Source organism: Streptomyces sp. NPDC098781 (genome assembly GCF_044759995.1).
Lineage (GTDB): Bacteria > Actinomycetota > Actinomycetes > Streptomycetales > Streptomycetaceae > Streptomyces.
Window position 1 is genome coordinate 716,896 of record NZ_JBIWAK010000005.1, and the last position, 23,548, is coordinate 740,443.

Sequence of the window (23,548 nt, forward strand, 5' to 3'; positions counted from 1 at the left end):
GCCAGCGTACGTAGGAGAGACTGGGTCCATGACTCCTACGACGGAGACCATGGTCGGCATCGGCGGCGCCGCGGAGAGCACCGACATGGTGCTCAACATCGGTCCCCAGCACCCGTCCACGCACGGTGTGCTGCGCCTGAAGCTCGTGCTGGACGGTGAGCGCATCACGCGCGCGGAGCCGGTGATCGGCTATATGCACCGGGGCGCGGAGAAGCTCTTCGAGGCCCGCGACTACCGGCAGATCATCATGCTCGCCAACCGCCACGACTGGCTGTCGGCCTTCTCCAACGAGCTGGGGGTCGTCCTCGGCGTCGAGCGCATGCTCGGCATGGAGGTGCCCGAGCGGGCCGTGTGGACCCGGACCCTGCTCGCGGAGCTCAACCGCGTGCTGAACCACCTGATGTTCCTCGGGTCGTACCCGCTGGAGCTGGGCGGGATCACGCCGATCTTCTACGCGTTCTCCGAGCGCGAGGAACTCCAGCACGTGATGGAGGAGGTCTCCGGCGGGCGGATGCACTACATGTTCAACCGGGTCGGCGGCCTGAAGGAGGACCTGCCGTCCGGGTGGACCGCACGCGCGCGTACGGCCGTCGCCGACGTGCGCTCGCGCATGGACCGGTTCGACGACCTCGTCCTCGGCAACGAGATCTTCCGGGGGCGCACGCGGGGCGTGGGCGTCCTCACGCCGGCGGCCGTGCACGCGTACGGCGTGAGCGGGCCGATCGCGCGCGCCTCGGGCGTCGACTTCGACCTGCGCCGCGACGAGCCCTATCTCGCCTACCGCGAGCTGGGGGACGTCCTGAGGGTGGTGACCCGCGAGGAGGGTGACTGCCTCGCCCGCTTCGAGTGCCTGCTGGAGCAGACCCACGTCGCCCTCGACCTCGCGGACGCCTGCCTCGACCGGCTCGCCGAGCTGCCGCCGGGGCCGATCAACCAGCGGCTCCCCAAGGTGCTGAAGGCGCCCGAGGGCCACACCTACGCGTGGACCGAGAACCCGCTCGGCATCAACGGCTACTACCTCGTCAGCAAGGGCGAGAAGACCCCGTACCGGCTGAAGCTGCGCTCGGCGTCGTACAACAACATCCAGGCCCTGGTCGAGCTGCTGCCGGGGACGCTGGTCGCGGACATGGTGGCGATCCTGGGGTCGATGTTCTTCGTGGTGGGGGACATCGACAAGTAGGGCGGCGGGGCGGCAGGACGGTCGGGGGCCTACTCCGGCAGTACGTCCGGAATTCCAACCGACTACTCAGTCAGTACGTCCGGCAGCACGTCGGGAATTCCAACCGACTGCATCAGCCAGCCGAAGTCCCCCAGGCCGCCCGTCGCCGTCAGCTCGGCCGCCTCGCCGGCGCTCGCGAGGGCTCGCACGTACTCGGCGGGGCGGGTCGAGGCCAGTTCGAGCGGGGGGCGTGCGCCCGTGATGCCCAGGCCGCGCAGGGCATCGCGCTGGGACATGAGACGCGCCCCCGGCAGCGCGCACGCGTCGAGCGCCACATGTGCCGTCAGGTCGCACGAACCGTCCGGGACGGGTGCCGTCTCGCGGCCTTCCCGGAAGCCGGTGAGGGTGCCGAAGGGCGGTCGGTGCGCGGCCGTGTGCGCGTAGTCCACGGCGACCGCGAGACCCCGGTCCAGCGTGCCGGCCGCGGCGGCCCACGCCTCGTCCCGCGGCAGGCCGATCTCGGCCCGGGTGCCTTCGGCGCCGCCCGCCAGCGGCCACCACCGCGCGAGCCACCGCGCCTGCGGCCCCGCCACCGGCTCCCCGAGACGTTCGGTGCCGTCACGTCGTACGAGGACCCGGCGCGGTACGCCCCTGGCGTCCGCCTGGGCGACCTCGACGGGGACGTTGTCCAGCCACTCGTTGGCGAACAGCAGGCCCGTGATCCCGGGCGGCGGTTCGGGCAGCCACTCGATCCGGTGATCCAGGGCCTCCGGGCGGCCGGCGATCTCGACGGCGTACGCGCGCGTGCGGGCCGCCACCTCGGCCGGCAGGGCGGCCAGGACGCCGGTGACCAGTTCGCCGCGGCCCGCCGCCATGTCGACGAAGCCGAGGGGGTCCGGCCGGCCCAGGGCCTCGTCGACCCGGCACAGCAGCCGGGCCACGGCGACGGCGAAGAGCGGCGAGGCGTGGACGGACGTACGGAAGTGGCCGGCCGGGCCCTCGGGGCGGCGGTAGAAGCCGTCAGGCCCGTAGAGGGCGGCCTCCGCCGCCGCGCGCCACCCGTGCCACTCGCCCGCCCTCTCCGCTGTCACCGGCCCAGGTTAGGCGCACAGGGGAACGACGCCTCCACCTTGGGGAGTACGCGCACGTACTGCGGATCGGCCCTCCGGTTGACCCCTGCACACATCTCGCTTCCCTACGCTGGGTTACGTGCAGCGCCTCTACGACTTCATCCGCAGGCACCCGACATGGGTCGACAGCTTCTGGGCCGTCCTCGTGCTCGGGATCTCTGTGGTGGGCGTGGCCGTCCGGGAGGAGGCCGGACAGGATCTTCCGGGCACCGACTCCGAGGCGGCCATGCTCTCGGTGATCCTCCTGTTGTCCCTGGTGATCGCGCTGCGCCGGCGTATGCCGGAGAAGATGCTGCTGCTGGCCATCGCGGTGGGGGTGTTGCAGCTGGCGCTGGACGTGTCGACCACGCTCGCCAACTTCGCCTTCCTGGTGATCACCTACACCGTCGCCGTGAGCGGCGCCCGCTGGGCCTCCTGGCTCGCGCTGGGCGTGGGCCTGGGCGCGGCGCCCCTGGCACAGCTGCGCTGGCCGGAGGAGGACTCCAGCGTCCTCGGCAACATCGCCCTGATGATCTTCATGACGGTGCCCTTCGCGCTCGCCTGGGTGCTCGGCGACTCCATCCGCACTCGTCGCGCCTACTACGAGCAGTTGGAGGAGCGCGCGACCCGGCTCGAAAAGGAGCGCGAGGCGCAGTCCAAGGTCGCGGTCGCCGCCGAACGCGCCCGGATCGCACGCGAGCTGCACGACGTGGTCGCGCACAACGTCTCCGTGATGGTGGTCCAGGCCGACGGCGCCGCCTACGTCTTGGACGCCGCCCCGGACCAGGCCAAGAAGGCCCTGGAGACGATCTCCTCCACCGGCCGCCAGGCCCTCGCCGAGATGCGTCGGCTGCTCGGCGTGCTGCGCACCGGCGAGCACCAGGAGACCGGCGAATACGTCCCCCAGCCCGACGTCGAGCAGATCGACGAGCTCATCCAGCAGTGCCGCACCTCCGGCCTGCCGGTCGACTTCAAGGTCGAGGGCACGCCGCGCCCGCTGCCCAGCGGCGTCGAGCTGACGGCGTACCGCATCGTGCAGGAGGCGCTCACCAACACGCGCAAGCACGGTGGCCCGAACGCGGGCGCCAGCGTGCGCCTGGTCTACTTCGACGACGGGCTCGGCCTGCTCGTCGAGGACGACGGCAAGGGCGCCCCGCACGAGCTGTACGAGGACGGCGGCGCCGACGGCAGCGGGCACGGCCTGATCGGGATGCGCGAACGGGTCGGCATGGTCGGCGGCACGCTGGACGCGGGGCCGCGTCCGGGCGGAGGATTCCGCATCAGTGCGCTGCTGCCGCTCAAGCCAGCACACTGACCTCTCAGCCATGCCCCTGATTGACACCTGTAACGGCCCTGTAGACGGATACGAAAGACACGGAAGAGGACCCCGATGGCGATCCGCGTGATGCTCGTCGACGACCAGGTGCTGCTGCGCACCGGGTTCCGGATGGTGCTCGCCGCACAGCCGGACATGGAGGTCGTTGCGGAGGCGGGCGACGGCGTCGAGGCCCTCCAGGTGCTGCGCTCGACCTCCGTCGACGTGGTGCTGATGGATGTGCGCATGCCGAAGCTGGACGGCGTGGAGACCACCCGCCGCATCTGCTCCGAGCCCGAGCCGCCCAAGGTGCTGATCCTGACCACGTTCGACCTCGACGAGTACGCCTTCTCCGGGCTGAAGGCGGGCGCCTCCGGCTTCATGCTCAAGGACGTGCCGCCCGCCGAACTGCTCGGCGCCATCCGCGCGGTGCACAGCGGCGACGCGGTGGTCGCCCCGTCGACGACCCGGCGCCTGCTCGACCGGTTCGCACCCATGCTGCCCTCCAGCGGCAGCAAGCCCCAGCACAAGGAGCTGGAGCGGCTCACCGACCGGGAGCGTGAGGTCATGGTGCTGGTCGCGCAGGGCCTGTCCAACGGCGAGATCGCCGCCCGGCTGGTGCTGTCCGAGGCGACGGTGAAGACCCACGTCGGCCGCATCCTGACCAAGCTGGGGCTCCGGGACCGGGTGCAGGTGGTGGTGCTGGCCTATGAGACGGGGCTGGTGCGGGCCGGCGGGCACGGCTGAGCCCGGGAGGCTGAGGCCGAGGCGGAGGCCGCGGGGGCGCGGCGCGCTTGCGGCCCGGGCACTAGGGTCTGCGCATGCTCCTGTGGATCAACGGCCCCTTCGGGGGCGGCAAGACACAGACCGTACGAGATCCAGCGCCGGCTGCCCGGCAGCGTGGTCTGCGATCCGGAGCACGCCGGTTTCGGCCTGCGGCGCATGCTCCCGCCCGAACTGCGCGGCGATTTCCAGGACTTGGCGGCTTGGCGGCAGGGCGTCGTCGAGGTCCTCGACCTCGCCCTCACGCGGCAGGACGGCGTGGTGATCGTCCCCATGACGGTCACGCACTCCGGCTACTTCACCGAGACGGTCGGACGGCTGGGCGAACTCGGTCATGACGTACGGCACTTCACGCTCCTCGCCGAACGCGAGACCGTCCTGAGGCGGCTGCGTGAGCGCGGCTTCGGACACCTCCTTCGGCACGTCGCCGGAAAGAACGCCGGGCTGCGGCGGGAGAGCTGGGCCGTCCAGCAGCTCGACCACTGCCTGGAGCGGTTGCGGGGGCCGGAGTTCGCCGAGCAGCTGTGGACGGACCACTCGACCGTGCCGAGGACGGCCGACCGCATCGCCGTCCTCTCCGGGCTGCGGCTGCGGCCCAATGACGAGGGCGTGCTGCGGACGCGGCTGCGGCAGGCGCGGGTCGGTGTCCGGCACATCCGCTTCGACTGAGCCGGGGCGCTCAGCGCAGGATGCCCTCCAGGAAGTCGCTGCCCAGCCGGGCCACGACCGTCACGTCCAGCTGGTGCAGGACGTACCGCCCGCGGCGGCGGGTGGTGAGCAGGCCCGCCTTCTTCAGGACGCTCAGGTGCCGGGATATCTCCGGTGCCGTCATGCCGTGCACCTGCGCCAGCTCGCCCGTGGTGTACGTGCCGCGGGCGAGGTTGCGGCAGATGCGCATCCGTACGGGGTGGGAGAGCGCCGTCATCCGCAGGGCCAGCTGCTCGACCCTGGGCGGGTCGGCCGGCTCGGGGGAGCCGACCGGGTAGTGCAGCACCGGCTGCCAGGCGTAGCGATGCAGGACCGTCAGGTGGGGCCAGCCCAGGCTGGTCGGGACGAGGAGGAGGCCGCCGTCCCCCACGGCCGTATGGGCCTTGCCCAGCTTGTCGACCGTGATCCGCGCGGCGGCCTCGTCGAGCGTCACCGCCGGGGAGACCGCGGCCAGCGCGTCCGCGAGGCCCTTGTGCCGCACGAGGTCCGTCTTGTGACGGGCGTCCGAGGCGAGCTGGTGGCGCAGCCGGGACCAGGCATCCGCGAAGAACGCCTCGTCGCAGTCCTGGAGGAACTGCCGCAGCCAGGCCCTGATCCGCGGCGGATCGACGAGCAGCCGCTCACTGAACCGCAGCTGCTGCGGCCCGCGCGCGGCGGCGAAGTCCAGCGCGCGCTGCCGCACCCCGGGGTCGCAGAGCGCGCCGGGCCCGGGTGCGCTGTAGGGCAGCGCGCAGGTGAACTCCAGGGCGGCGTCCACGAACTGCTCGTCCGTCAGCTTGTCCAGCAGGTCCAGATCCTCCGCCAGCGTGGCACCCGGGAGAGTGCTGCGGCCCGGGATCCCGGCGAAGGGCATGAACAGGTCGGAGAACGTGGTCCGCCACAGAAAGTCGGCCTCGCACATCCGGTCGGCCAGGTGGGAGTCCAGCCGGGCCGTGACACCCGTCACCCAGCCCTGAAGGCCCGGGTGGTGTCCCGGCTCCGACAGCGCGTGCAGCGCCATGCCGAGCTCGGCCAGGGGTGAGGGCACGACGGCGAGCCCTTCCGGCCGCAGCCCCGCGATGTCGATGGTCACGCTCATGTCCTTCATGGTGCACCCCGCCACTGACAACGCGGCCGTCGATTGACGGCGCCCGTCAATCGACGCGACGCCGCCGCCGTGACCGGCGCAGCCTGGGAGCACCGGGCCGGGCTGGGAGGACCGGGGCGGCCTGGGAGCACCGGGCCGGGCTGGGAGGACCGGGGCGGCCTGCGAGCACCGGGGTGGCCCGGGAACACCGGCACGGCCCCTGTCACGTCCCGAGAAGGCGATCGATCATGAGCATCACGCAGCAGTACCTCCTCGACAGCCACCGTGCCCGCCAGCTCGGCGAGGCGCCCCCGCCGGCGCCGGGGCGCCACGACTGGCAGGTCGTGCGCGAGTTCCGCGACTACCGCCGGTTCCGTGCCGTGGTCGCCGGCCGTCCGGCCCGCGGGCGGCTGCGGGAGGCACTGGGGCGGTGGCTGCGCCCGCGGCCGCGTTCCACATGCTGACGTCGGCCGGCCGCGCTCCACCTGCTGACGTCGGCGGCCCCGCTCCACCTACTGGCTACCGGCTGACGTCGGCCAGCCGCGCCACGAAGTCGGCGACGGCCTCCCGCACGTCGTCGGGCGTCCACTCCAGGGCGGCGGCCCGTACGTAGACCTCGGTGTAGGCCATACCCGGCCCCCTGGCCTCCCAGCCGTGGGCGAACAGGACCGTCTTCGTCTCCTCGGCCTGACGGGTCGCGGCCTCCGCGAGGGTGTCCGCGTCATAGGGCAGCCAGACCTGGAACTCGTTGGTGTGCGGCGGGTCCGGGTGGATGCGGGTCCAGGGCACCCCGCTCGCCGCGAACCCCTCGCGCAGCGCGGCGGCCACCACGCGCGCGTGGTGGACGTACTCCGGCAGCCGGGGCAGCTCCCGGCGCAGGCCGGCGAGGGCCGACAGGGCGGTCGGGAACTGCTGGAAGATCGTTCCGCCGTAGCGGTGCCGCCAGGCCTTCGCCTCCTCCACCAGCGTCTTCGGACCGGCGAGTGCGGCGCCGCCGAAGCCGTCGAGGGACTTGTAGAACGACACGTACACGCTGTCCGCCAGGTCCGCGATCTCCTTCAGCGGGCGGCCGAGGTGGACGGTGGACTCCCACAGGCGCGCGCCGTCGAAGTGCACCACCGCCTCGCGCTCCCGCGCCGCCTCCACCACCGCCGTGAGCTCCTCCCACGTCGGCAGTACGAAACCGGCGTCCCGAAGGGGCAGTTCGAGCATCAGCGCCCCGAAGGGCTCGTCGAAGTCACGTACCTCGGCGGCGGTCGGCAGCCGTGGCTCGCTCGTCACACGGACCGGGCGCAGGCCGCCGACCTGGCTGAACGCGTTCCTCTCGTGCACCTCGGGGTGGGCGAGCGCGTGCAGGGCGACGGTCGGGTTCCCGGTGCGGCCCGCCCAGCAGCGCAGGGCCACCTGCTGGGCCATGGTGCCCGTCGGGAAGAACGCGGCGGCCTCCTTGCCGAGCAGCCCGGCGGTCTTCTCCTCCAGGGCCTCGACGATGCCGTCGCCATAAGCGTCCGCCGACTCGTCGAGGTCGTGCAGGTCCAGTGCGCGCGCCTCGTCCAGCAACGCCAGGCGCTCGCGCAGGGTGCCCAGGAAGCCGGGGCGCGCGAGCACCCGCCGCGCGCTGCGGTAGGCGGCGATGCGCCGTTCACGGCGCCGCTTGCGCCGCTCGTCCTCCGACAACCCCTCGTCCGACAATTGCTGCTCGCCGTGTTCCGCCGTATCGCCCTTTTCCGCCGTACCGCTCTGTTCCGCCGTATCGCTCATGGCTCGGATCATCCCGTGGGCGCGATCCCGCGGGCACCCGTATTTCCGGCCCGCCACTCGCGCGCGAGGGGCGTGGCGAAACCCACAGCCTGTGGACAACCACAGCCTGTGGACAACCGAACGCCTCTCGAACCAATCGCGTTAACATGACGAGAAATCGTCCGGTACCCCGAGCGGACTGGAACGGGAAGGCCGCCTTCGCGTGAGTACAAGCCAACAGCCAGATCCCAAGGACCGCCCCGCGCGGCTCACCGTCGGTGTCGTGGGCGCCGGGCGCGTGGGCCCCGCGCTCGCCGCGTCCCTCCAGCTCGCCGGGCACCGCCCGGTGGCCGTGTCCGGGGTCTCCGACGACTCCCGGCGACGTGCCGAGCACCTGCTCCCCGGCGTACCGCTCGTACCGCCCGCCGAAGTCCTCGCGCGCGCCGAGCTCGTCCTGCTCACCGTCCCCGACGACACCCTGCCCGGCCTGGTCGAGGGCCTGGCCGAGACCGGGGCCGTACGGCCGGGACAGCTGCTGGTGCACACCTCCGGACGGTACGGCGCGAAGGTCCTGGAACCCGCCCTGCGCGTGGGCGCGCTGCCCCTCGCCCTGCACCCGGCGATGACCTTCACCGGTACTCCCGTGGACGTACAGCGCCTCGCGGGCTGCTCCTTCGGCGTCACCGCGCCCGACGAGCTGCGGCTGGCCGCCGAGGCCCTCGTCATCGAGATGGGCGGCGAGCCCGAGTGGGTCGCCGAGGACATGCGCCCGCTGTACCACGCGGCCCTCGCACTGGGCGCCAACCACCTGGTGACCCTCGTCGCCCAGTCCATGGAGCTGCTGCGCGAGGCGGGCGTCGCGGCCCCCGACCGGATGCTCGGCCCCTTGCTCGGCGCCGCCCTCGACAACGCCCTGCGCTCCGGCGACGCGGCCCTGACCGGCCCCGTCGCGCGCGGGGACGCGGGCACCGTCGCCGCGCACGTCACCGAGCTGCGCAGGCACGCCCCGCAGGCCGTCGCCGGCTATCTGGCGATGGCCCGCGCGACCGCCGACCGGGCGCTCGCCCACGGCCTGCTCAAGCCGGAACTCGCCGAGGACCTCCTCGGGGTACTCGCCGACGGAGGCGCCGGACCCGACGGGACTGACGGGGCCCCTGGCGCCGAGGGAGACGCCCGATGACCGCCCTGCTGCGTACCGCCGCCGAACTGCACGCACGCGCGCGTGCCGGCCGTCGTGCCGTCGTGATGACCATGGGCGCCCTGCACGAGGGCCACGCGACCCTGATCCGCACCGCGCGCGGGATCGCCGGACCGGACGGCGAGGTCGTCGTCACGGTCTTCGTGAACCCCTTGCAGTTCGGCCAGGGCGAGGACCTCGACCGCTACCCGCGGACCCTGGAGGCCGACCTCAAGATCGCCGAAGCGGGGGGCGCGGACGCCGTGTTCGCCCCGGCCGTCGACGAGGTCTACCCGGGCGGCGAACCCCAGGTCCGGGTCAGCGCCGGCCCCATGGGCGAGCGCCTGGAAGGCGCCTCGCGCCCCGGCCACTTCGACGGCGTGCTCACCGTGGTCGCCAAGCTGCTCCACCTCACCCGCCCCGATGTCGCCCTGTACGGCCAGAAGGACGCCCAGCAGCTCGCCCTGATCCGCCGGATGGCACGCGACCTGAACTTCGGCGTGGAGGTCATCGGCGTCCCGACCGTGCGCGAGGAGGACGGCCTCGCCCTGTCCAGCCGCAACCGCTACCTCTCGCCCAAGGAGCGCCGCACCGCGCTCGCGCTCTCCCAGGCGCTGTTCGCCGGCCGCGACCGGCACGCCGCCCAGGAGGCGCTGCGCGCGCGGGCCCGCGAAGTGCCCGCCTCGCGCGCGCGTGCGGAGGCGCTCAGCGCCATAGGCGAGTCCCGCGCGGCGGCCGACGCGCACGCCGTCGCCAAGGCCGTCCCCGGCAGCGCCGCGGCCGTCCGCGCCGCCGCCCGCCTGGTCCTCGACGAGGCGGTCCGGCTCGACCCGCCCCTCGAACTGGACTACCTCGCCCTCGTCGACCCCTCCGACTTCACCGAGATCGGGGACGACTTCACCGGCGAGGCCGTCCTCGCCGTCGCCGCCCGGGTCGGGACGACCCGGCTGATCGACAACATTCCCCTCACCTTCGGAGCCGCCTCGTGAGCACCACAGGCATAAGACTGCACGCGCCCGCGCCCGGGTGGTCCATCGCCGCCGACGTCGTGGTCGTCGGCTCCGGTGTCGCCGGCCTCACGGCCGCCCTGCGCTGCGAGGCCGCCGGCCTGACGACGGTCGTCGTCACCAAGGCCCGCCTCGACGACGGCTCCACCCGCTGGGCCCAGGGCGGCATCGCCGCGGCCCTGGGCGAGGGCGACACCCCAGAACAGCACCTGGACGACACGCTGGTCGCGGGCGCGGGCCTGTGCGACGAGGGAGCGGTCCGCATCCTCGTCACCGAGGGCCCCGACGCCGTACGCCGCCTCATCGAGACCGGCGCCCACTTCGACGAGTCCTCCGAAGGGGAACTCGCGCTCGCCCGCGAGGGCGGCCACCATCGCCGCCGTATCGCCCACGCCGGCGGCGACGCGACCGGCGCGGAGATCTCCCGCGCCCTGGTCGAGGCGGTACACGCGCGTGGCCTGCGCACGATCGAGAACGCGCTGGTCCTGGACCTCCTCACGGACGCCGAAGGGCGTACCGCGGGCGTCACCCTGCACGTCATGGGCGAGGGCCAGCACGACGGCGTGGGAGCGGTCCACGCCCCCGCGGTGGTCCTGGCGACCGGCGGCATGGGCCAGGTCTTCTCGGCGACGACGAACCCGTCCGTGTCCACGGGCGACGGCGTGGCCCTCGCGCTCCGCGCGGGCGCCGAGGTCAGCGATCTCGAATTCGTCCAGTTCCACCCCACGGTCCTGTTCCTCGGCTCGGAGGCGGAGGGCCAGCAGCCCCTGGTCTCCGAGGCGGTCCGCGGCGAGGGCGCCCACCTGGTCGACGCCGACGGCGTCCGCTTCATGGTCGGCCGACACGAACTCGCCGAACTCGCCCCCCGGGACATCGTCGCCAAGGGCATCATGCGGCGCATGCAGGAGCAGGACGCCGAGCACATGTTCCTCGACGCGCGCCACTTCGGCGCCGAGATGTGGGAGCACCGCTTCCCGACGATCCTCGCGGCGTGCCGCGCGAACGGCATCGACCCGGTCACCACGCCCATCCCGATCGCCCCGGCCGCCCACTACGCCTCCGGCGGCGTCCGCACCGACTCCATGGGCCGTACGACGGTCCCCGGTCTGTACGCGTGCGGCGAGGTCGCCTGCACCGGCGTGCACGGCGCCAACCGGCTGGCCTCCAACTCACTCCTCGAAGGCCTGGTCTACGCCGAGCGCATCGTGGAGGACATCACGGCGTCCCAGGCGTCCGACGACCTCCACGCGCGCGTGCCGCAGCCGGTGCCGCATCCCGAGACCCCCGAGCACCCCCTGCTCGCGCCCGAGGCCCGCTTCGCGATCCAGCGGATCATGACGATCGGGGCCGGTGTCCTGCGCTCCGCGGACTCCCTCGCCCAGGCCGCCGACCAGCTCCAGCGGCTGCGCACCGAGGCCCGCGACGCCCTCACCGAGAACGGCAAGACGGCCGAACCCGGCGTCGACACCTGGGAGGCCACCAACCTCCTGTGCGTGGCCCGCGTCCTGGTCGCCGCGGCCCTGCTGCGCGAGGAGACGCGCGGCTGCCACTGGCGCGAGGACGAGCCCGACCGCGACGACGCGACCTGGCGCCGCCACATCGTCGTACGCCTGAACCCCGACCGCACGCTGGCCGTGCACACCACAGACACCGCAGACTTCCCCCCGACCCGGCCCCAGGAGCAGTGACAGCAGTGACCACCCCCGACCTTCCCCTCGCCTCGAACGGCGGCTGCGGCGACGACTGCGGCTGCGGTGCCGAGGCGGAGTACATGGAGTGCGGCCTCGACCCCGCGCTCGCCGAGCTCCTGGCGGACGCCGGCCTCGACCCGGTCGAGGTCGAGGACATCGCGAACGTCGCCATCCAGGAGGACCTGGCCCACGGCGTGGACGTGACGACGGTCGCGACGATCCCCGAAGAGGCGGTCGCCACGGCCGACTTCGTGGCACGCGAGGCCGGTGTCGTGGCGGGCCTCAGGATCGCCGAAGCGGTGGTCTCGATCGTCTGCGAGGACGAGTTCGAGGTGGAACGCCACGTGGAGGACGGCGACCGGGTGTCGGAGGGCCAGAAGCTCCTGTCGATCACCACCCGCACCCGTGACCTGCTCACCGCGGAACGCAGCGCACTGAACATCCTCTGCCGCCTGTCGGGCATCGCGACGGCCACGCGCGCGTGGACGGACGTACTGGAAGGCACCAGGGCGAGCGTTCGCGACACCCGCAAGACGACGCCGGGCCTGCGCGCCCTGGAGAAGTACGCGGTCCGCTGCGGAGGCGGCGTGAACCACCGCATGTCCCTCTCCGACGCGGCCCTGGTCAAGGACAACCACGTACTGGCGGCGGGCGGCGTGACCCAGGCCTTCAAGGCCGTCCGTGAGTCGTTCCCCGACCTCGCCATCGAGGTCGAGGTGGACACCCTCCACCAGCTCCGCGAGGTGGTGGACGCGGGCGCCGACCTGATCCTCCTGGACAACTTCACTCCCGGTGAGTGCGAGGAGGCGGTGGCGATCGTGGACGGCCGTGCCGCCCTGGAGGCATCGGGCCGCCTGACCCTGGCCAACGCCAAGGCCTACGCCGACACCGGCGTCGACTACCTGGCGGTCGGGGCCCTCACCCACTCCTCGCCGATCCTGGACATCGGCCTGGACCTGCGAGCGGCGGAGTAGGAACGGGCATGCTCCTCACGATCGACGTAGGCAACACCCACACCGTCCTCGGCCTCTTCGACGGCGAGGACATCGTCGAGCACTGGCGCATCTCGACGGACGCCCGCCGCACGGCCGACGAACTGGCGGTCCTCCTCCAGGGCCTGATGGGCATGCACCCGCTGCTCGGCGACGAACTGGGCGACGGCATCGACGGAATCGCCATCTGCGCGACGGTCCCCTCCGTCCTGCACGAACTGCGCGAGGTGACCCGCCGCTACTACGGCGACGTCCCCGCGGTCCTGGTCGAACCGGGTGTGAAGACGGGCGTACCGATCCTCACGGACAACCCCAAGGAGGTCGGCGCCGACCGCATCATCAACGCGGTCGCGGCGGTCGACCTCTACGGCGGCCCCGCGATCGTCGTCGACTTCGGTACGGCGACGACGTTCGACGCGGTGAGCGCGCGCGGCGAGTACATCGGCGGCGTCATCGCCCCCGGCATCGAGATCTCCGTCGAGGCACTCGGCGTCCGCGGCGCCCAGCTCCGCAAGATCGAGGTGGCCCGCCCCCGCAGCGTGATCGGCAAGAACACGGTCGAGGCCATGCAGTCCGGCATCATCTACGGCTTCGCGGGCCAGGTCGACGGCGTGGTCAACCGCATGGCCCGCGAACTGGCGGACGACCCCGACGACGTCACGGTCATCGCGACGGGCGGCCTGGCCCCCATGGTCCTGGGTGAGTCCTCGGTCATCGACGAACACGAACCGTGGCTGACCCTGATCGGCCTGCGCCTGGTCTACGAACGCAACGTCTCCCGCATGTGACTCCGTCGCTCGGCCTGCGGATGTCGATGCCGTCGCTCTGAGCCTCACCCGGCGCCGACGCGGGCGCTCCCCTGGGGACCTGCGGCCCCCAGACCCCCGCGTCGGCCCTGAAGGGGCCTCGTCCTCAAACGCCGGACGGGCTGAGAGATGCCGACCGGCGCGGAAACGCACCGCAGACATCCCCCTCCAGGCATCCCCCGCCACCCGCCCCCACCCGAGTGTCACCCCACGCCACACCCCGTCCCATATGCCGCGTTTGTCTGATTAGCGCGTATCGTCGGCACATGCCCACGCCATACGGATCCCGCGGCGGCATGGCGTTCGGCGTGGAGGAGCTGCGTGTGCTCCGCCGCGCCCTCGACCGTGCCCTTCACCCCAGCCCCGCCTCGGCCGAAGACGTCCAGGACTGTCTTCGCCTCGCCGAATCGCTAGACGAGGCGATGCGCGAGGGCGCCCGGATGCGTGCCTTCCTGGTGGCCGATCTCGCCCGCTACCGCGCCGCCCTCCCCGGCACCGCAGCCGGCTACCTCACCCTCCTCGAAGAGGCCCTAGGCGCCGGCTACGCCCCGACCTCCGAGGACCTCGCCGCCCTCCGGGCCCTGCACGGCAACCCCACCGCGGCCACCCTCCTGCACCGCTGCCGCTCCCTCGCCCACTCCCACCCGGCCATCCCGGCGTCGCGCACGCACCTCCAGGCACTCCCCGGAGGCCGTGCCGGCACCCCGCTCGACCTCCCCGCCCAAGCCGCAGGTGAGGAACCCGCCAAGCCACCCCGGAAGAAGCCCGCCGAAAAGCCGGCCGCCCCGAAACCGAGCCACGGCCCCGCCGCCCCGAAGCCGACGCGCCCCATCCCCACCCCGGGCGAGGTCTTCCCGCGCCGCAAACCCCCGACCCAGCCTCCCCCGAGCCCACCCCAGCAGCTCGCCGCAGGCTGACCCGACACCACCCCGCCGCCCCGCACGCCCCGCTCCGCCGGGCCCAAGGCCCCGTCGCTACCCTTGACGCATGGACTACGTCTCCGCACTCCTCCCGCCGGCCGTCATGGCCGTCTTCTTCGTCGGCGTGATCAGGGTGATCGTGAAGACCCAGGGCGGAGCCAACAAGGCCAAGGAGGACGCGGCCGTGGACGCCGCCCTCGCGCGCGTGGAGGGCTCCCGCCGCCCGTCCGCGAACCCCGACGCCTGACCGGCCCCACCGCGGCCCCCATCGAGGCCGCACTCCACGGCGTACGACTCGAGCCCACTCACTTTCCGAGTCGTACGCCCTTTTTGTTCCTAATTGTCAGAGAAAGTGCACGTCCGGGGCGCCAACCCCCACTTCTCCCACTATTGTGCTGAGCTGTGCCTCGCCCATTGGGAGAACTCGAAGACGCGGTCATGACGCGGGTGTGGAAGTGGAACCGCCCGGTGACCGTTCGAGAAGTCCTGGAAGATCTCCAGCAGGAACGGTCCATCGCGTACACCACCGTGATGACCGTTTTGGACAATCTCCATCAGAAGGGTTGGGTCCGCCGTGAAGCGGAAGGCCGGGCCTATCGATATGAGGCCGTCTCCACCCGGGCCGCCTACGCCGCCGCCCTGATGAACGACGCCTGGTCACAGAGCGACAACCCCGCTGCCGCGCTCGTCGCCTTCTTCGGCATGATGAGCGAGGAACAGCGCCGAGCACTGACGGACGCCGTACGCATCGTCCAAGGCCCGGAAACCACGAGCACCGATACCGGCGGCCCCGATACCGCCGGCACGGATACGACCACCGATACCCGCAGCAGCGATACCAGCACCGATAGCGACATCGCCAATACGGTCGAGAACCCCGGCTCCGCACAGTCGCCCGACGGGCGATAGCGTCCGCTCATGTCAGCAGAGAGCCACTCGGCCGAGCCCCCCTCGGCGGAGAGCCCAGAAGTCACCGCAAATGCCATCACCGTCCGGCGGGCCCGCACCGGCGATGTCCCGGCGGTGCGTCGTCTCCTTGACGAGTACGTCCGCCGTCGCATCCTGCTCGACAAAGCCACGGTGACGCTTTACGAGGACATCCAGGAGTTCTGGGTGGCGGAACGGGACGACAACGGCGAGGTCGTCGGCTGCGGCGCCCTGCACGTGATGTGGGAAGACCTGGCGGAAGTGCGCACTCTCGCCGTGAAGCCGGGTCTGAAGGGCGCGGGCGTCGGTCACCAGTTGCTGGAGAAGTTGCTGCACACCGCACGTTGGCTCGGTGTTCGACGCGTTTTCTGTCTGACCTTCGAAGTGGACTTCTTCAGCAAGCGCGGCTTCGTCGAGATCGGCGAGACGCCGGTCGACACCGATGTCTACGCGGAGCTGCTGCGTTCCTATGACGAGGGCGTCGCGGAGTTCCTCGGTCTCGAACGAGTGAAACCGAACACCTTGGGCAACAGGCGCATGCTTCTGCATCTGTGATCGCGCGGCATCCACCCACGATCCACAACGTGGATCCACAACCGTATTCCGTCCGACAGGGGCTGCCCAGGTGCCCTATGTCCGAAACGCGCATGTTTCCGGACTGCGGTCTGCCTGTGGGTCTCTCTCGGGGGTTTGTGTTTTTCCAGCAAAAGCGGTTTGCTTTCCGACGTACCGAAGTACTGCATATAACAGGGGACGGCGAAACGGCGGACGCCGCAGACCCCCAGCCCTCAAGTTTCGATGAAAGGAAATCCGGTGGCACAGAAGGTTCAGGTCCTTCTTGTCGACGACCTCGACGGCGGCGAGGCGGACGAGACCGTGACGTTCGCGCTGGACGGTAAGACGTACGAGATCGATCTCACGACTGCCAATGCGGACAAGCTCCGTGGCCTTCTCGACCCTTACGTGAAGGGTGGCCGTCGCACCGGAGGCCGCGCTTCGGGTGGACGCGGAAAGGCGCGCGCCGCTTCCGGTGGCAGCCAGGACACCGCGCAGATTCGCGCGTGGGCCAAGGAGAACGGCTACGACGTGAACGACCGTGGCCGCGTTCCGGCGAACATCCGCAAGGCTTACGAGGACGCCCACGCCTGATCCAGGCCGGTGTCCGCCCTACGGACAGCCCGACGGCTGTGCGCCCACGCGACGCAGCCCCAGGCGGTGGCACCGCGTCGCCACCGTGTCCAGAACCCGTACGAGATCGGGGGCGCCCCCACCGCCCCCGAGGGCCGACAGCGTCGGCAGCGAGGCCTCGACCTCGCCCCCAGGCTCGGGGGGCCGCAACCACACGGCGGCCCCCTGCACGGCACCGGAGCGCCCCAGGGGAAGCGGCCGCACCGCCTCGATCCCCGGCAGCCCGGATCGCCGTACGACCCCCCTGGCCCCGGAATCGACGGGCCGCCGCACAGCCGCCCCGGCACAGCCCCGCGGCGCGGCCGGACCCGGATCCTCGGCGCCATGCCGAACGAAGCCGCCCCGACCCGGATCCTCGGCGCGGGGCCGTACGACCGCCGCCGCCCCGATCGCCTCCGGAAGCCGTAGGCCCGCGACCGGCCCGCGTTCCGTGAGCACCGGACCTTGCTTCGGCGGCAGCGGCGCCTCCATGAGGTCGCCCTCGCCGAGCGCCCGCAGGTCCAGGGGCAGCGTCCCCCACTCCAGCCAGAGCAGGACCCCCGGCACCTCCTCCGCGCTGCCCGCCGCCATGAGCAGCAGCATCCGGTCGCCCTGGGCGGCCACGGGGGAGTCCGGCCTCAGATGGCGCAGCGCCGCGCGGCCCGCCTCGGCCGGCACGTCCAGGACGTCGAAGCAACGGCCCACGCGCAGACTCGGCGGAGTTCCGGGGCGGGTGGGCACCACCGGCCAGCCCAGTTCGTTCTCGTACCACCGGAGGACCTGGTCGCCCGGATCGAGCGGCCGACGGGGGAGGGGGATCGCGGTGAGATCCGCGGTGATCGAGAGGCGGGTGCCGACCATGCCAAGTGCAACCGCCGAAAGAGCATGCAGGTTACGCTGGGTGTACTAGTGGATGCGCAGAGTGTCGAAAAAGGGGCGTGCGGGGGGTGCGGGGAGGCGCAAGGTTGTTCGCCCGTAGCGGAGGGAACCGGGGGGCGCGGCATGGAGTGTCAGTCCCAGCGGGTAAGACATCCCTAGTGGGAGGGGGCGACACGCAGGACAGTGGGTCTCACGTTCGCCATCGGCGTACTGATGGTGAGGGTAACCACCTGGCCTGCGGGAACATCGTCTCGCACCATCGGGTTGGAGCAGATGTCGGCGTTCGGGGTCAGGAGGCCATCGACGGTGTCGGCAGTTGGAATGAGCGGTCCCCGCTTGCGGGACTAAGCTGCGGAAGGACAGGGAGGGGAAGTTCCCCCCACTGCCTGACCGCTCTGAGGAGCGATTAACGATGTTCGAGAGGTTCACCGACCGCGCGCGGCGGGTTGTCGTCCTGGCTCAGGAAGAAGCCCGGATGCTCAACCACAACTACATCGGCACCGAGCACATCCTCCTGGGCCTGATCCATGAGGGTGAGGGTGTCGCCGCCAAGGCCCTTGAGAGCCTCGGGATTTCGCTCGAGGCGGTCCGCCAGCAGGTGGAGGAGATCATCGGGCAGGGGCAGCAGGCCCCGTCCGGGCACATCCCCTTCACCCCCCGTGCCAAGAAGGTCCTGGAGCTGTCGCTCCGCGAGGCCCTTCAGCTGGGCCACAACTACATCGGCACGGAGCACATCCTGCTCGGCCTGATCCGTGAGGGCGAGGGCGTCGCCGCCCAGGTCCTGGTCAAGCTGGGCGCAGATCTGAACCGGGTGCGGCAGCAGGTGATCCAGCTGCTCTCCGGCTACCAGGGCAAGGAGACCGCCACCGCCGGCGGGCCTGCCGAGGGCACCCCCTCGACGTCCCTGGTCCTCGACCAGTTCGGCCGGAACCTCACCCAGGCCGCTCGTGAGTCCAAGCTCGACCCGGTCATCGGGCGCGAGAAGGAGATCGAGCGGGTCATGCAGGTGCTGTCCCGCCGTACGAAGAACAACCCGGTCCTGATCGGTGAGCCCGGCGTCGGTAAGACCGCCGTCGTCGAGGGCCTCGCTCAGGCCATCGTCAAGGGCGAGGTGCCCGAGACCCTCAAGGACAAGCACCTCTACACCCTGGACCTCGGCGCGCTGGTCGCCGGCTCCCGCTACCGCGGTGACTTCGAGGAGCGCCTGAAGAAGGTGCTCAAGGAGATCCGCACCCGCGGCGACATCATCCTGTTCATCGACGAGCTGCACACGCTGGTCGGTGCGGGTGCCGCCGAGGGCGCCATCGACGCGGCTTCCATCCTGAAGCCGATGCTGGCCCGCGGTGAGCTCCAGACCATCGGCGCCACCACGCTGGACGAGTACCGCAAGCACCTGGAGAAGGACGCGGCCCTCGAGCGCCGCTTCCAGCCCATCCAGGTCGCCGAGCCCTCGCTCCCGCACACCATCGAGATCCTCAAGGGTCTGCGTGACCGTTACGAGGCCCACCACAGGGTCTCCATCACGGACGAGGCGCTGGTCCAGGCCGCCACCCTGGCCGACCGGTACATCTCGGACCGCTTCCTGCCGGACAAGGCGATCGACCTGATCGACGAGGCCGGCTCCCGGATGCGCATCCGCCGGATGACCGCGCCGCCGGACCTGCGCGAGTTCGACGAGAAGATCGCCGGCGTCCGCCGGGACAAGGAGTCCGCGATCGACTCGCAGGACTTCGAGAAGGCCGCCTCCCTCCGCGACAAGGAGAAGCAGCTCCTGGCCGCCAAGGCCAAGCGGGAGAAGGAGTGGAAGGCCGGCGACATGGACGTCGTCGCCGAGGTCGACGGCGAGCTGATCGCCGAGGTCCTCGCGACCGCCACCGGCATCCCGGTCTTCAAGCTGACCGAGGAGGAGTCCTCGCGTCTGCTGCGCATGGAGGACGAGCTCCACAAGCGGGTCATCGGCCAGAAGGACGCCGTCAAGGCGCTCTCGAAGGCGATCCGCCGTACGCGTGCCGGTCTGAAGGACCCGAAGCGTCCCGGTGGCTCGTTCATCTTCGCCGGTCCGTCCGGTGTCGGTAAGACCGAGCTGTCCAAGGCGCTCGCCGAGTTCCTCTTCGGTGACGAGGACGCGCTGATCTCCCTCGACATGTCGGAGTTCAGCGAGAAGCACACGGTGTCGCGTCTCTTCGGTTCGCCTCCCGGTTACGTGGGCTACGAAGAGGGCGGCCAGCTGACCGAGAAGGTCCGCCGCAAGCCGTTCTCCGTCGTCCTCTTCGACGAGGTCGAGAAGGCCCACCCGGACATCTTCAACAGCCTGCTTCAGATCCTGGAGGACGGTCGTCTGACCGACTCCCAGGGCCGGGTCGTGGACTTCAAGAACACGGTCATCATCATGACGACCAACCTCGGCACCCGGGACATCTCCAAGGGCTTCAACCTGGGCTTCGCGGCCTCGGGTGACACCAAGTCCAACTACGAGCGCATGAAGAACAAGGTCCAGGACGAGCTCAAGCAGCACTTCCGGCCCGAGTTCCTCAACCGCGTCGACGACGTGGTCGTCTTCCCGCAGCTGACCCAGGACGACATCCTCGCGATCGTCGACCTGATGATCGGCAAGGTGGACGAGCGCCTGAAGGACCGGGACATGGGCATCGAGCTCTCCCAGTCCGCCAAGGAGCTGCTGTCCAAGAAGGGCTACGACCCGGTGCTGGGCGCGCGTCCGCTGCGTCGCACGATCCAGCGCGAGATCGAGGACAGCCTCTCGGAGAAGATCCTCTTCGGCGAGCTGCGCCCCGGTCACATCGTGGTCGTGGACACCGAGGGCGAGGGCGAGAACAAGACCTTCACCTTCCGCGGTGAAGAGAAGTCGGCTCTGCCGGACGTCCCGCCGATCGAGCAGGCGGCCGGTGGAAGCGGGCCGAACCTGAGCAAGGAGGCGTAAGCCTCACCCCGAAGGGGCCGCTGCCGACCAGGCAGCGGCCCCTTCGGCATATCCGGCACGCTCAGGAGCGAGGCTCCACGACGATCTCCGCGTCGGGAAAGACGTCCGCGTACCACTCGGTCCTCAGCAGCCGGTCCGGCGCCGCCACCAGGGTCACCTGGCGCAGGCCGGGGAAGCACAGGGCGAGCCTGTGCAACTGCTCCCTGCCCTCCAGCTGGGTGACCCTGAGTACCTCGATACCGGGCAGCTGTGGCGCGTCCTCGATCGACTCCAGCACCGACCTGTGCAGGTACAGCGCGATGAGCCGGGGCAGCTGTGCGACGGCCTCCCAGTCCTGACGCCACAGACGCCCCGGTTCCGGCCCGAAGCTCAAAGTGCGCAGCGTGGGCCACTGGCCGATGTCCCGCACGCCGCGGCTCTCCACGGCGCCCTGGGAGAGGAACAGGAACTCCAGCGGTGCCGCGGTGGGCAGGAACTCGGAGAGGGTCACACCCCAGGGGAGTGCCCCGTCGAGTCCCAGGTGGCGAAGCCCCGTGCAGCGGTCGAGGCCGACCATCGGGGTGCCGCGGCGGTCCCAGCACAGATGCAGTTCGTCGAGCGCGGTGCCGGCCAGCGGCGAGAGGTCGCTGATCCCGGGACAGCGGTGCAGATGCAGATAGGTCAGCCGGGGCAGGCAGCGCAGGGGCGCCAGGTCGGTCAGCCGGTTGTTCTCGTAGATCACGAGGTGGCTCAGGGCCTCCCCGTCCAGCGCCGAGAGCAGTGGCCCCGGGTCGTGCGGTCCGTTGAAGCGGACCCTGGCGCGGGGTCCCAGCCGGGGCAGGGTGCGGAGCTGGGCGTCCTCGCGCACCGTGAGGAAGAGGTCGGCGGCCTCGACGTGGGTGAGGACCTCGTCGGCGTACTCGTCGGCGTCGAACTGGCTCCAGGCGGCGACCAGTTGTGCCCGCACGGCGAGATCGGGGTGGTCCCGGAACCTTTTGAGGACCGGCAGGGCCCCGTCGGTTCCCACCAGCGCCGCCGTTCGTGTCACCTCGGCGGCCTCCTTCGTGGAGAGACCCTCCGGCCCCGGCAGCAACTCCAGGATCAGTGGACCGCCGGCCGCCGCGAGCACCCGGGACTCCGCCTTGGTCTGCGGGGGGATCAGCCGCGCCGCACGCGTCTCGACCTCGGTCCGCACCTGCGGATCCAGCGACGTCGCATCCTCCAGACAGGCCAGGGCCAGCAGGTCGGTGCGGGTGTGGGCGAGGGTCAGCAGCTTCCTCAGGAGGTCGGCCCGCTCGTGCGGCCGCGCGTGTGCCACCGCCATGCGGATGACGTCCTCCCACTGAGGATCGTGGGCCCGGCTGACCAGCACATCGATGTGGCCTTCCTCCACGGCGGCCAGTGCCCCGAGGTAGTCCTGGAAGGTGCGGTGCACGAAGTCCACGATGTTCGGGGCCGGTTCGCGGAGCAGGCCGCTGCGCAGCAGGAGGTGGCGGAAGACGCCGGGGGCGTCGTGCTGCCCGGAGGGCACGATGCCGGGCAGGGCGCGTTCCACGACTGCCTGGGCCGCCTCCTGGTCCATCTCGGTACGGCTGCTCAGGATCAGTGCGTAGGCGATGCGCCGGAGCAGTTCCGAGCGGGCCGCCTGACTGAGGTCGATGCCGTCGGGGGCTCCCATGCCACGTTCCCGGTCCCGGCGGGCCAGCAGCATCGACAGGGCGGCCTCGTACAACTCCTGGCGGCTGATGGGCAGATAGCCCCGGCGTTCTCGGTGGAGGGCGCAGATCAGCCCGCACATCAAGGGGTTGGTGGCGAGCCGCGCCAGGTCCCGCTTGGTGCGCAGCGCGTCCAGGAGCGGGGTCAGATACTCCGGGGCCCGCGCCGCCGTGTGCCAGCGGCGGACGAAGGTCGTGACCTCGCCCCGGCGCATGGGGGCGAGGACCAGTTCGCGAAACCCGTCGGCGGTGAGCCAGTCGGGGCGGACCGCTGTGGGGCGTGAGGTCAGCAGCCACTGGTTGCCGGGGAAGGCGTGGATCAGCCCGAGCAGCCAGGCGCGGGTCCGGTGCCGGTCCGCGGCGGGGATCTCGTCCAGGCCGTCGACCAGGACCAGGGCGCGTCTGGCGGCCAGCACCCGCTCGGCCCACCCCTCCGGGGGCGACAGGGGGCAGCTCACGGCCGTGAGGAAACGCTGGGGTGTCGGCAGGTTGCCCGCGCGGATCAGGGTGCGCAGCGGCAGGACGTACGGGACGCGGTCCCCGTTGCGGGCGGCGGTCACCGCGAGCCATTGCACCAGCGTCGTCTTGCCCGAGCCCGCGTCTCCGCGCAGCAGCACGCTGTTGTGGTCGAGGAGGGCTTCCTCGGCGGGAAGGTGAACGCTGAAGGTGCTCTCGGAGCGGATCCCGGAGGTCGCGCGCTCCTCGTCCCCGGTCGCCTCCAGGCTGAGGTAGGCGACTTCCAGGGGCCAGCGGTCGGGGGAGTCGCGCAGGTCTATGCCGTAGATGGTGATGTGGTTGTGCTGCTCGACGACGTACGGCAGATAGCGTCGTTCGAAGGCGGTGTCCCGGGCGTCGGGCCGTGGGGTCCGGGTGATCAACTCGTCGACACGGGCGATCAGTTCGGACTGGGCGCGACTGTGCTCCACCAGGGTCCGGGCCACAAAGGTGGAGCGGCGGGTGAAGAACTCCAGAATGTGCAGGCACGCCCACTGCGTGGCCGAGTCGAGGAAGACGCAGGCATCCGCGGACAGGCCGTCCGGGGGCGTGGCACGGCGGCGCAGTTTCTGGGCGAGTTCGTGGCTGCCGAGCCGGACGGCCTGGACGTCGTCCATGTCCAGGTCGCCCAGGGCGAGCAGCCGACGGGCCAGCGTGTCGGTGACGGCCGTCTCCTCGTCGGGCGGGAAGGGCCGTTCGCCGGGTGAGGCCACAGCCTCCGCCACCAGCTTGGCGGCGAGCCGCCGGACGTCCTTCTCCCCGAGGGTGCGCTTCTCGCCCCGGAAGGAGACCAGGTCCGACAGGCGTACGGGCTTGTCGACCATTCCGGCGCCCGGGGTGTCCTGGGCGAACAGCTTTCTGACCAGCGGACCGATCAGTGCGGACGCCAGCCGGCTGCCCAGGACCGCGGGCTCCATCCGCCTCACCCCCGTTGTCGCGCGAACGGGGGTGAGACTACCGGGAGTTGGGGGGACG

20 protein-coding genes and 1 pseudogene are annotated in these 23,548 nt (G+C 71.4%); 16 read left to right on the forward strand and 5 right to left on the reverse strand.

The genetic code is table 11. The features are described from left to right. Positions 1–28 precede the first annotated feature (28 nt). Positions 29–1,180, forward strand: coding sequence for an NADH-quinone oxidoreductase subunit D (locus ACIQWG_RS24140; protein WP_404099261.1), 1,152 nt, complete (start codon positions 29–31; stop codon positions 1,178–1,180). Between the two features lie 62 nt (positions 1,181–1,242). On the opposite strand, the gene ACIQWG_RS24145 is transcribed toward ACIQWG_RS24140, so the two are convergent. Beyond that, entirely contained in the window at positions 1,243–2,250 is a 1,008-nt protein-coding gene (locus ACIQWG_RS24145) for an SAM-dependent methyltransferase (RefSeq protein WP_404099263.1), read from the reverse strand. A 118-nt stretch (positions 2,251–2,368) separates the two neighbouring features. On the opposite strand from ACIQWG_RS24145, the gene ACIQWG_RS24150 reads away from it, so the two are divergent. The 3 genes and pseudogenes from ACIQWG_RS24150 to ACIQWG_RS24160 all read left to right on the forward strand — a co-directional run bounded on the left by ACIQWG_RS24150 (position 2,369) and on the right by ACIQWG_RS24160 (position 5,035). Further along, the gene (locus tag ACIQWG_RS24150; RefSeq protein ID WP_404099265.1) at positions 2,369–3,583 is read left to right on the forward strand and encodes a sensor histidine kinase; all 1,215 of its coding nucleotides are present in this window, start codon (positions 2,369–2,371) and stop codon (positions 3,581–3,583) included. 75 nt (positions 3,584–3,658) lie between these two features. Then, on the forward strand, positions 3,659–4,330 hold the full coding sequence (locus tag ACIQWG_RS24155) for a response regulator (protein ID WP_404099268.1): 672 nt from the start codon (positions 3,659–3,661) through the stop codon (positions 4,328–4,330). A gap of 74 nt (positions 4,331–4,404) precedes the next feature. Beyond that, positions 4,405–5,035: pseudogene (locus ACIQWG_RS24160) on the forward strand (ATP-binding protein). A gap of 10 nt (positions 5,036–5,045) precedes the next feature. Here the strand turns inward: ACIQWG_RS24160 and ACIQWG_RS24165 are convergent. Further along, positions 5,046–6,152, reverse strand: coding sequence for a DUF5937 family protein (locus ACIQWG_RS24165; RefSeq protein WP_404099270.1), 1,107 nt, complete (start codon positions 6,150–6,152; stop codon positions 5,046–5,048). Between the two features lie 236 nt (positions 6,153–6,388). On the opposite strand from ACIQWG_RS24165, the gene ACIQWG_RS24170 reads away from it, so the two are divergent. After that, a complete protein-coding gene (locus ACIQWG_RS24170; protein ID WP_404099273.1) occupies positions 6,389–6,604 on the forward strand; it encodes a hypothetical protein in 216 nt (71 codons plus the stop codon). 55 nt (positions 6,605–6,659) lie between these two features. On the opposite strand, the gene ACIQWG_RS24175 is transcribed toward ACIQWG_RS24170, so the two are convergent. Next, positions 6,660–7,901 carry a threonine aldolase family protein gene (locus ACIQWG_RS24175; RefSeq protein ID WP_404099275.1) on the reverse strand — a complete coding sequence of 414 codons (1,242 nt, stop codon included), beginning with the start codon at positions 7,899–7,901 and terminating at the stop codon, positions 6,660–6,662. A 202-nt stretch (positions 7,902–8,103) separates the two neighbouring features. On the opposite strand from ACIQWG_RS24175, the gene ACIQWG_RS24180 reads away from it, so the two are divergent. The 10 genes from ACIQWG_RS24180 to ACIQWG_RS24225 all read left to right on the forward strand — a co-directional run bounded on the left by ACIQWG_RS24180 (position 8,104) and on the right by ACIQWG_RS24225 (position 16,549). Next, positions 8,104–9,060, forward strand: coding sequence for a Rossmann-like and DUF2520 domain-containing protein (locus ACIQWG_RS24180; RefSeq protein ID WP_404099277.1), 957 nt, complete (start codon positions 8,104–8,106; stop codon positions 9,058–9,060). After that, the gene (panC, locus tag ACIQWG_RS24185; RefSeq protein ID WP_404099278.1) at positions 9,057–10,046 is read left to right on the forward strand and encodes a pantoate--beta-alanine ligase; all 990 of its coding nucleotides are present in this window, start codon (positions 9,057–9,059) and stop codon (positions 10,044–10,046) included. The genes ACIQWG_RS24180 and panC overlap by 4 nt, the downstream gene beginning before the upstream one ends. Further along, positions 10,043–11,752: an L-aspartate oxidase gene (locus tag ACIQWG_RS24190; RefSeq protein WP_404099281.1), complete on the forward strand. Its 1,710-nt coding sequence runs from the start codon at positions 10,043–10,045 to the stop codon at positions 11,750–11,752. The genes panC and ACIQWG_RS24190 overlap by 4 nt, the downstream gene beginning before the upstream one ends. Before the next feature lie 5 nt (positions 11,753–11,757). Further along, positions 11,758–12,729 carry a carboxylating nicotinate-nucleotide diphosphorylase gene (gene nadC, locus ACIQWG_RS24195; RefSeq protein WP_404099283.1) on the forward strand — a complete coding sequence of 324 codons (972 nt, stop codon included), beginning with the start codon at positions 11,758–11,760 and terminating at the stop codon, positions 12,727–12,729. 8 nt (positions 12,730–12,737) lie between these two features. Continuing rightward, complete coding sequence (locus ACIQWG_RS24200; protein WP_194042480.1) at positions 12,738–13,535, forward strand: type III pantothenate kinase; 798 nt, start codon at positions 12,738–12,740, stop codon at positions 13,533–13,535. 314 nt (positions 13,536–13,849) lie between these two features. Beyond that, a complete protein-coding gene (locus ACIQWG_RS24205) occupies positions 13,850–14,470 on the forward strand; it encodes a hypothetical protein (protein WP_404099442.1) in 621 nt (206 codons plus the stop codon). A 70-nt stretch (positions 14,471–14,540) separates the two neighbouring features. After that, a complete protein-coding gene (locus ACIQWG_RS24210; RefSeq protein ID WP_404099286.1) occupies positions 14,541–14,720 on the forward strand; it encodes a hypothetical protein in 180 nt (59 codons plus the stop codon). Between the two features lie 191 nt (positions 14,721–14,911). Further along, a complete protein-coding gene (locus ACIQWG_RS24215; RefSeq protein WP_404099288.1) occupies positions 14,912–15,382 on the forward strand; it encodes a BlaI/MecI/CopY family transcriptional regulator in 471 nt (156 codons plus the stop codon). Between the two features lie 9 nt (positions 15,383–15,391). Continuing rightward, positions 15,392–15,955 (forward strand): amino-acid N-acetyltransferase, encoded by a 564-nt coding sequence (locus tag ACIQWG_RS24220; protein WP_404099290.1) that lies wholly within the window; start codon positions 15,392–15,394, stop codon positions 15,953–15,955. A 258-nt stretch (positions 15,956–16,213) separates the two neighbouring features. Further along, positions 16,214–16,549 carry an Lsr2 family protein gene (locus ACIQWG_RS24225; RefSeq protein ID WP_404099293.1) on the forward strand — a complete coding sequence of 112 codons (336 nt, stop codon included), beginning with the start codon at positions 16,214–16,216 and terminating at the stop codon, positions 16,547–16,549. Between the two features lie 18 nt (positions 16,550–16,567). Here ACIQWG_RS24225 and ACIQWG_RS24230 read toward each other — a convergent pair whose 3' ends face one another. After that, the gene (locus ACIQWG_RS24230; protein WP_404099294.1) at positions 16,568–17,428 is read right to left on the reverse strand and encodes an SCO3374 family protein; all 861 of its coding nucleotides are present in this window, start codon (positions 17,426–17,428) and stop codon (positions 16,568–16,570) included. A gap of 430 nt (positions 17,429–17,858) precedes the next feature. Here ACIQWG_RS24230 and ACIQWG_RS24235 point away from each other — a divergent pair, with 430 nt between their 5' ends. Continuing rightward, positions 17,859–20,384 (forward strand): ATP-dependent Clp protease ATP-binding subunit, encoded by a 2,526-nt coding sequence (locus tag ACIQWG_RS24235; protein ID WP_393523434.1) that lies wholly within the window; start codon positions 17,859–17,861, stop codon positions 20,382–20,384. 61 nt (positions 20,385–20,445) lie between these two features. Here ACIQWG_RS24235 and ACIQWG_RS24240 read toward each other — a convergent pair whose 3' ends face one another. After that, positions 20,446–23,490 carry an NACHT domain-containing protein gene (locus tag ACIQWG_RS24240; RefSeq protein ID WP_404099298.1) on the reverse strand — a complete coding sequence of 1,015 codons (3,045 nt, stop codon included), beginning with the start codon at positions 23,488–23,490 and terminating at the stop codon, positions 20,446–20,448. Positions 23,491–23,548 lie beyond the last annotated feature (58 nt).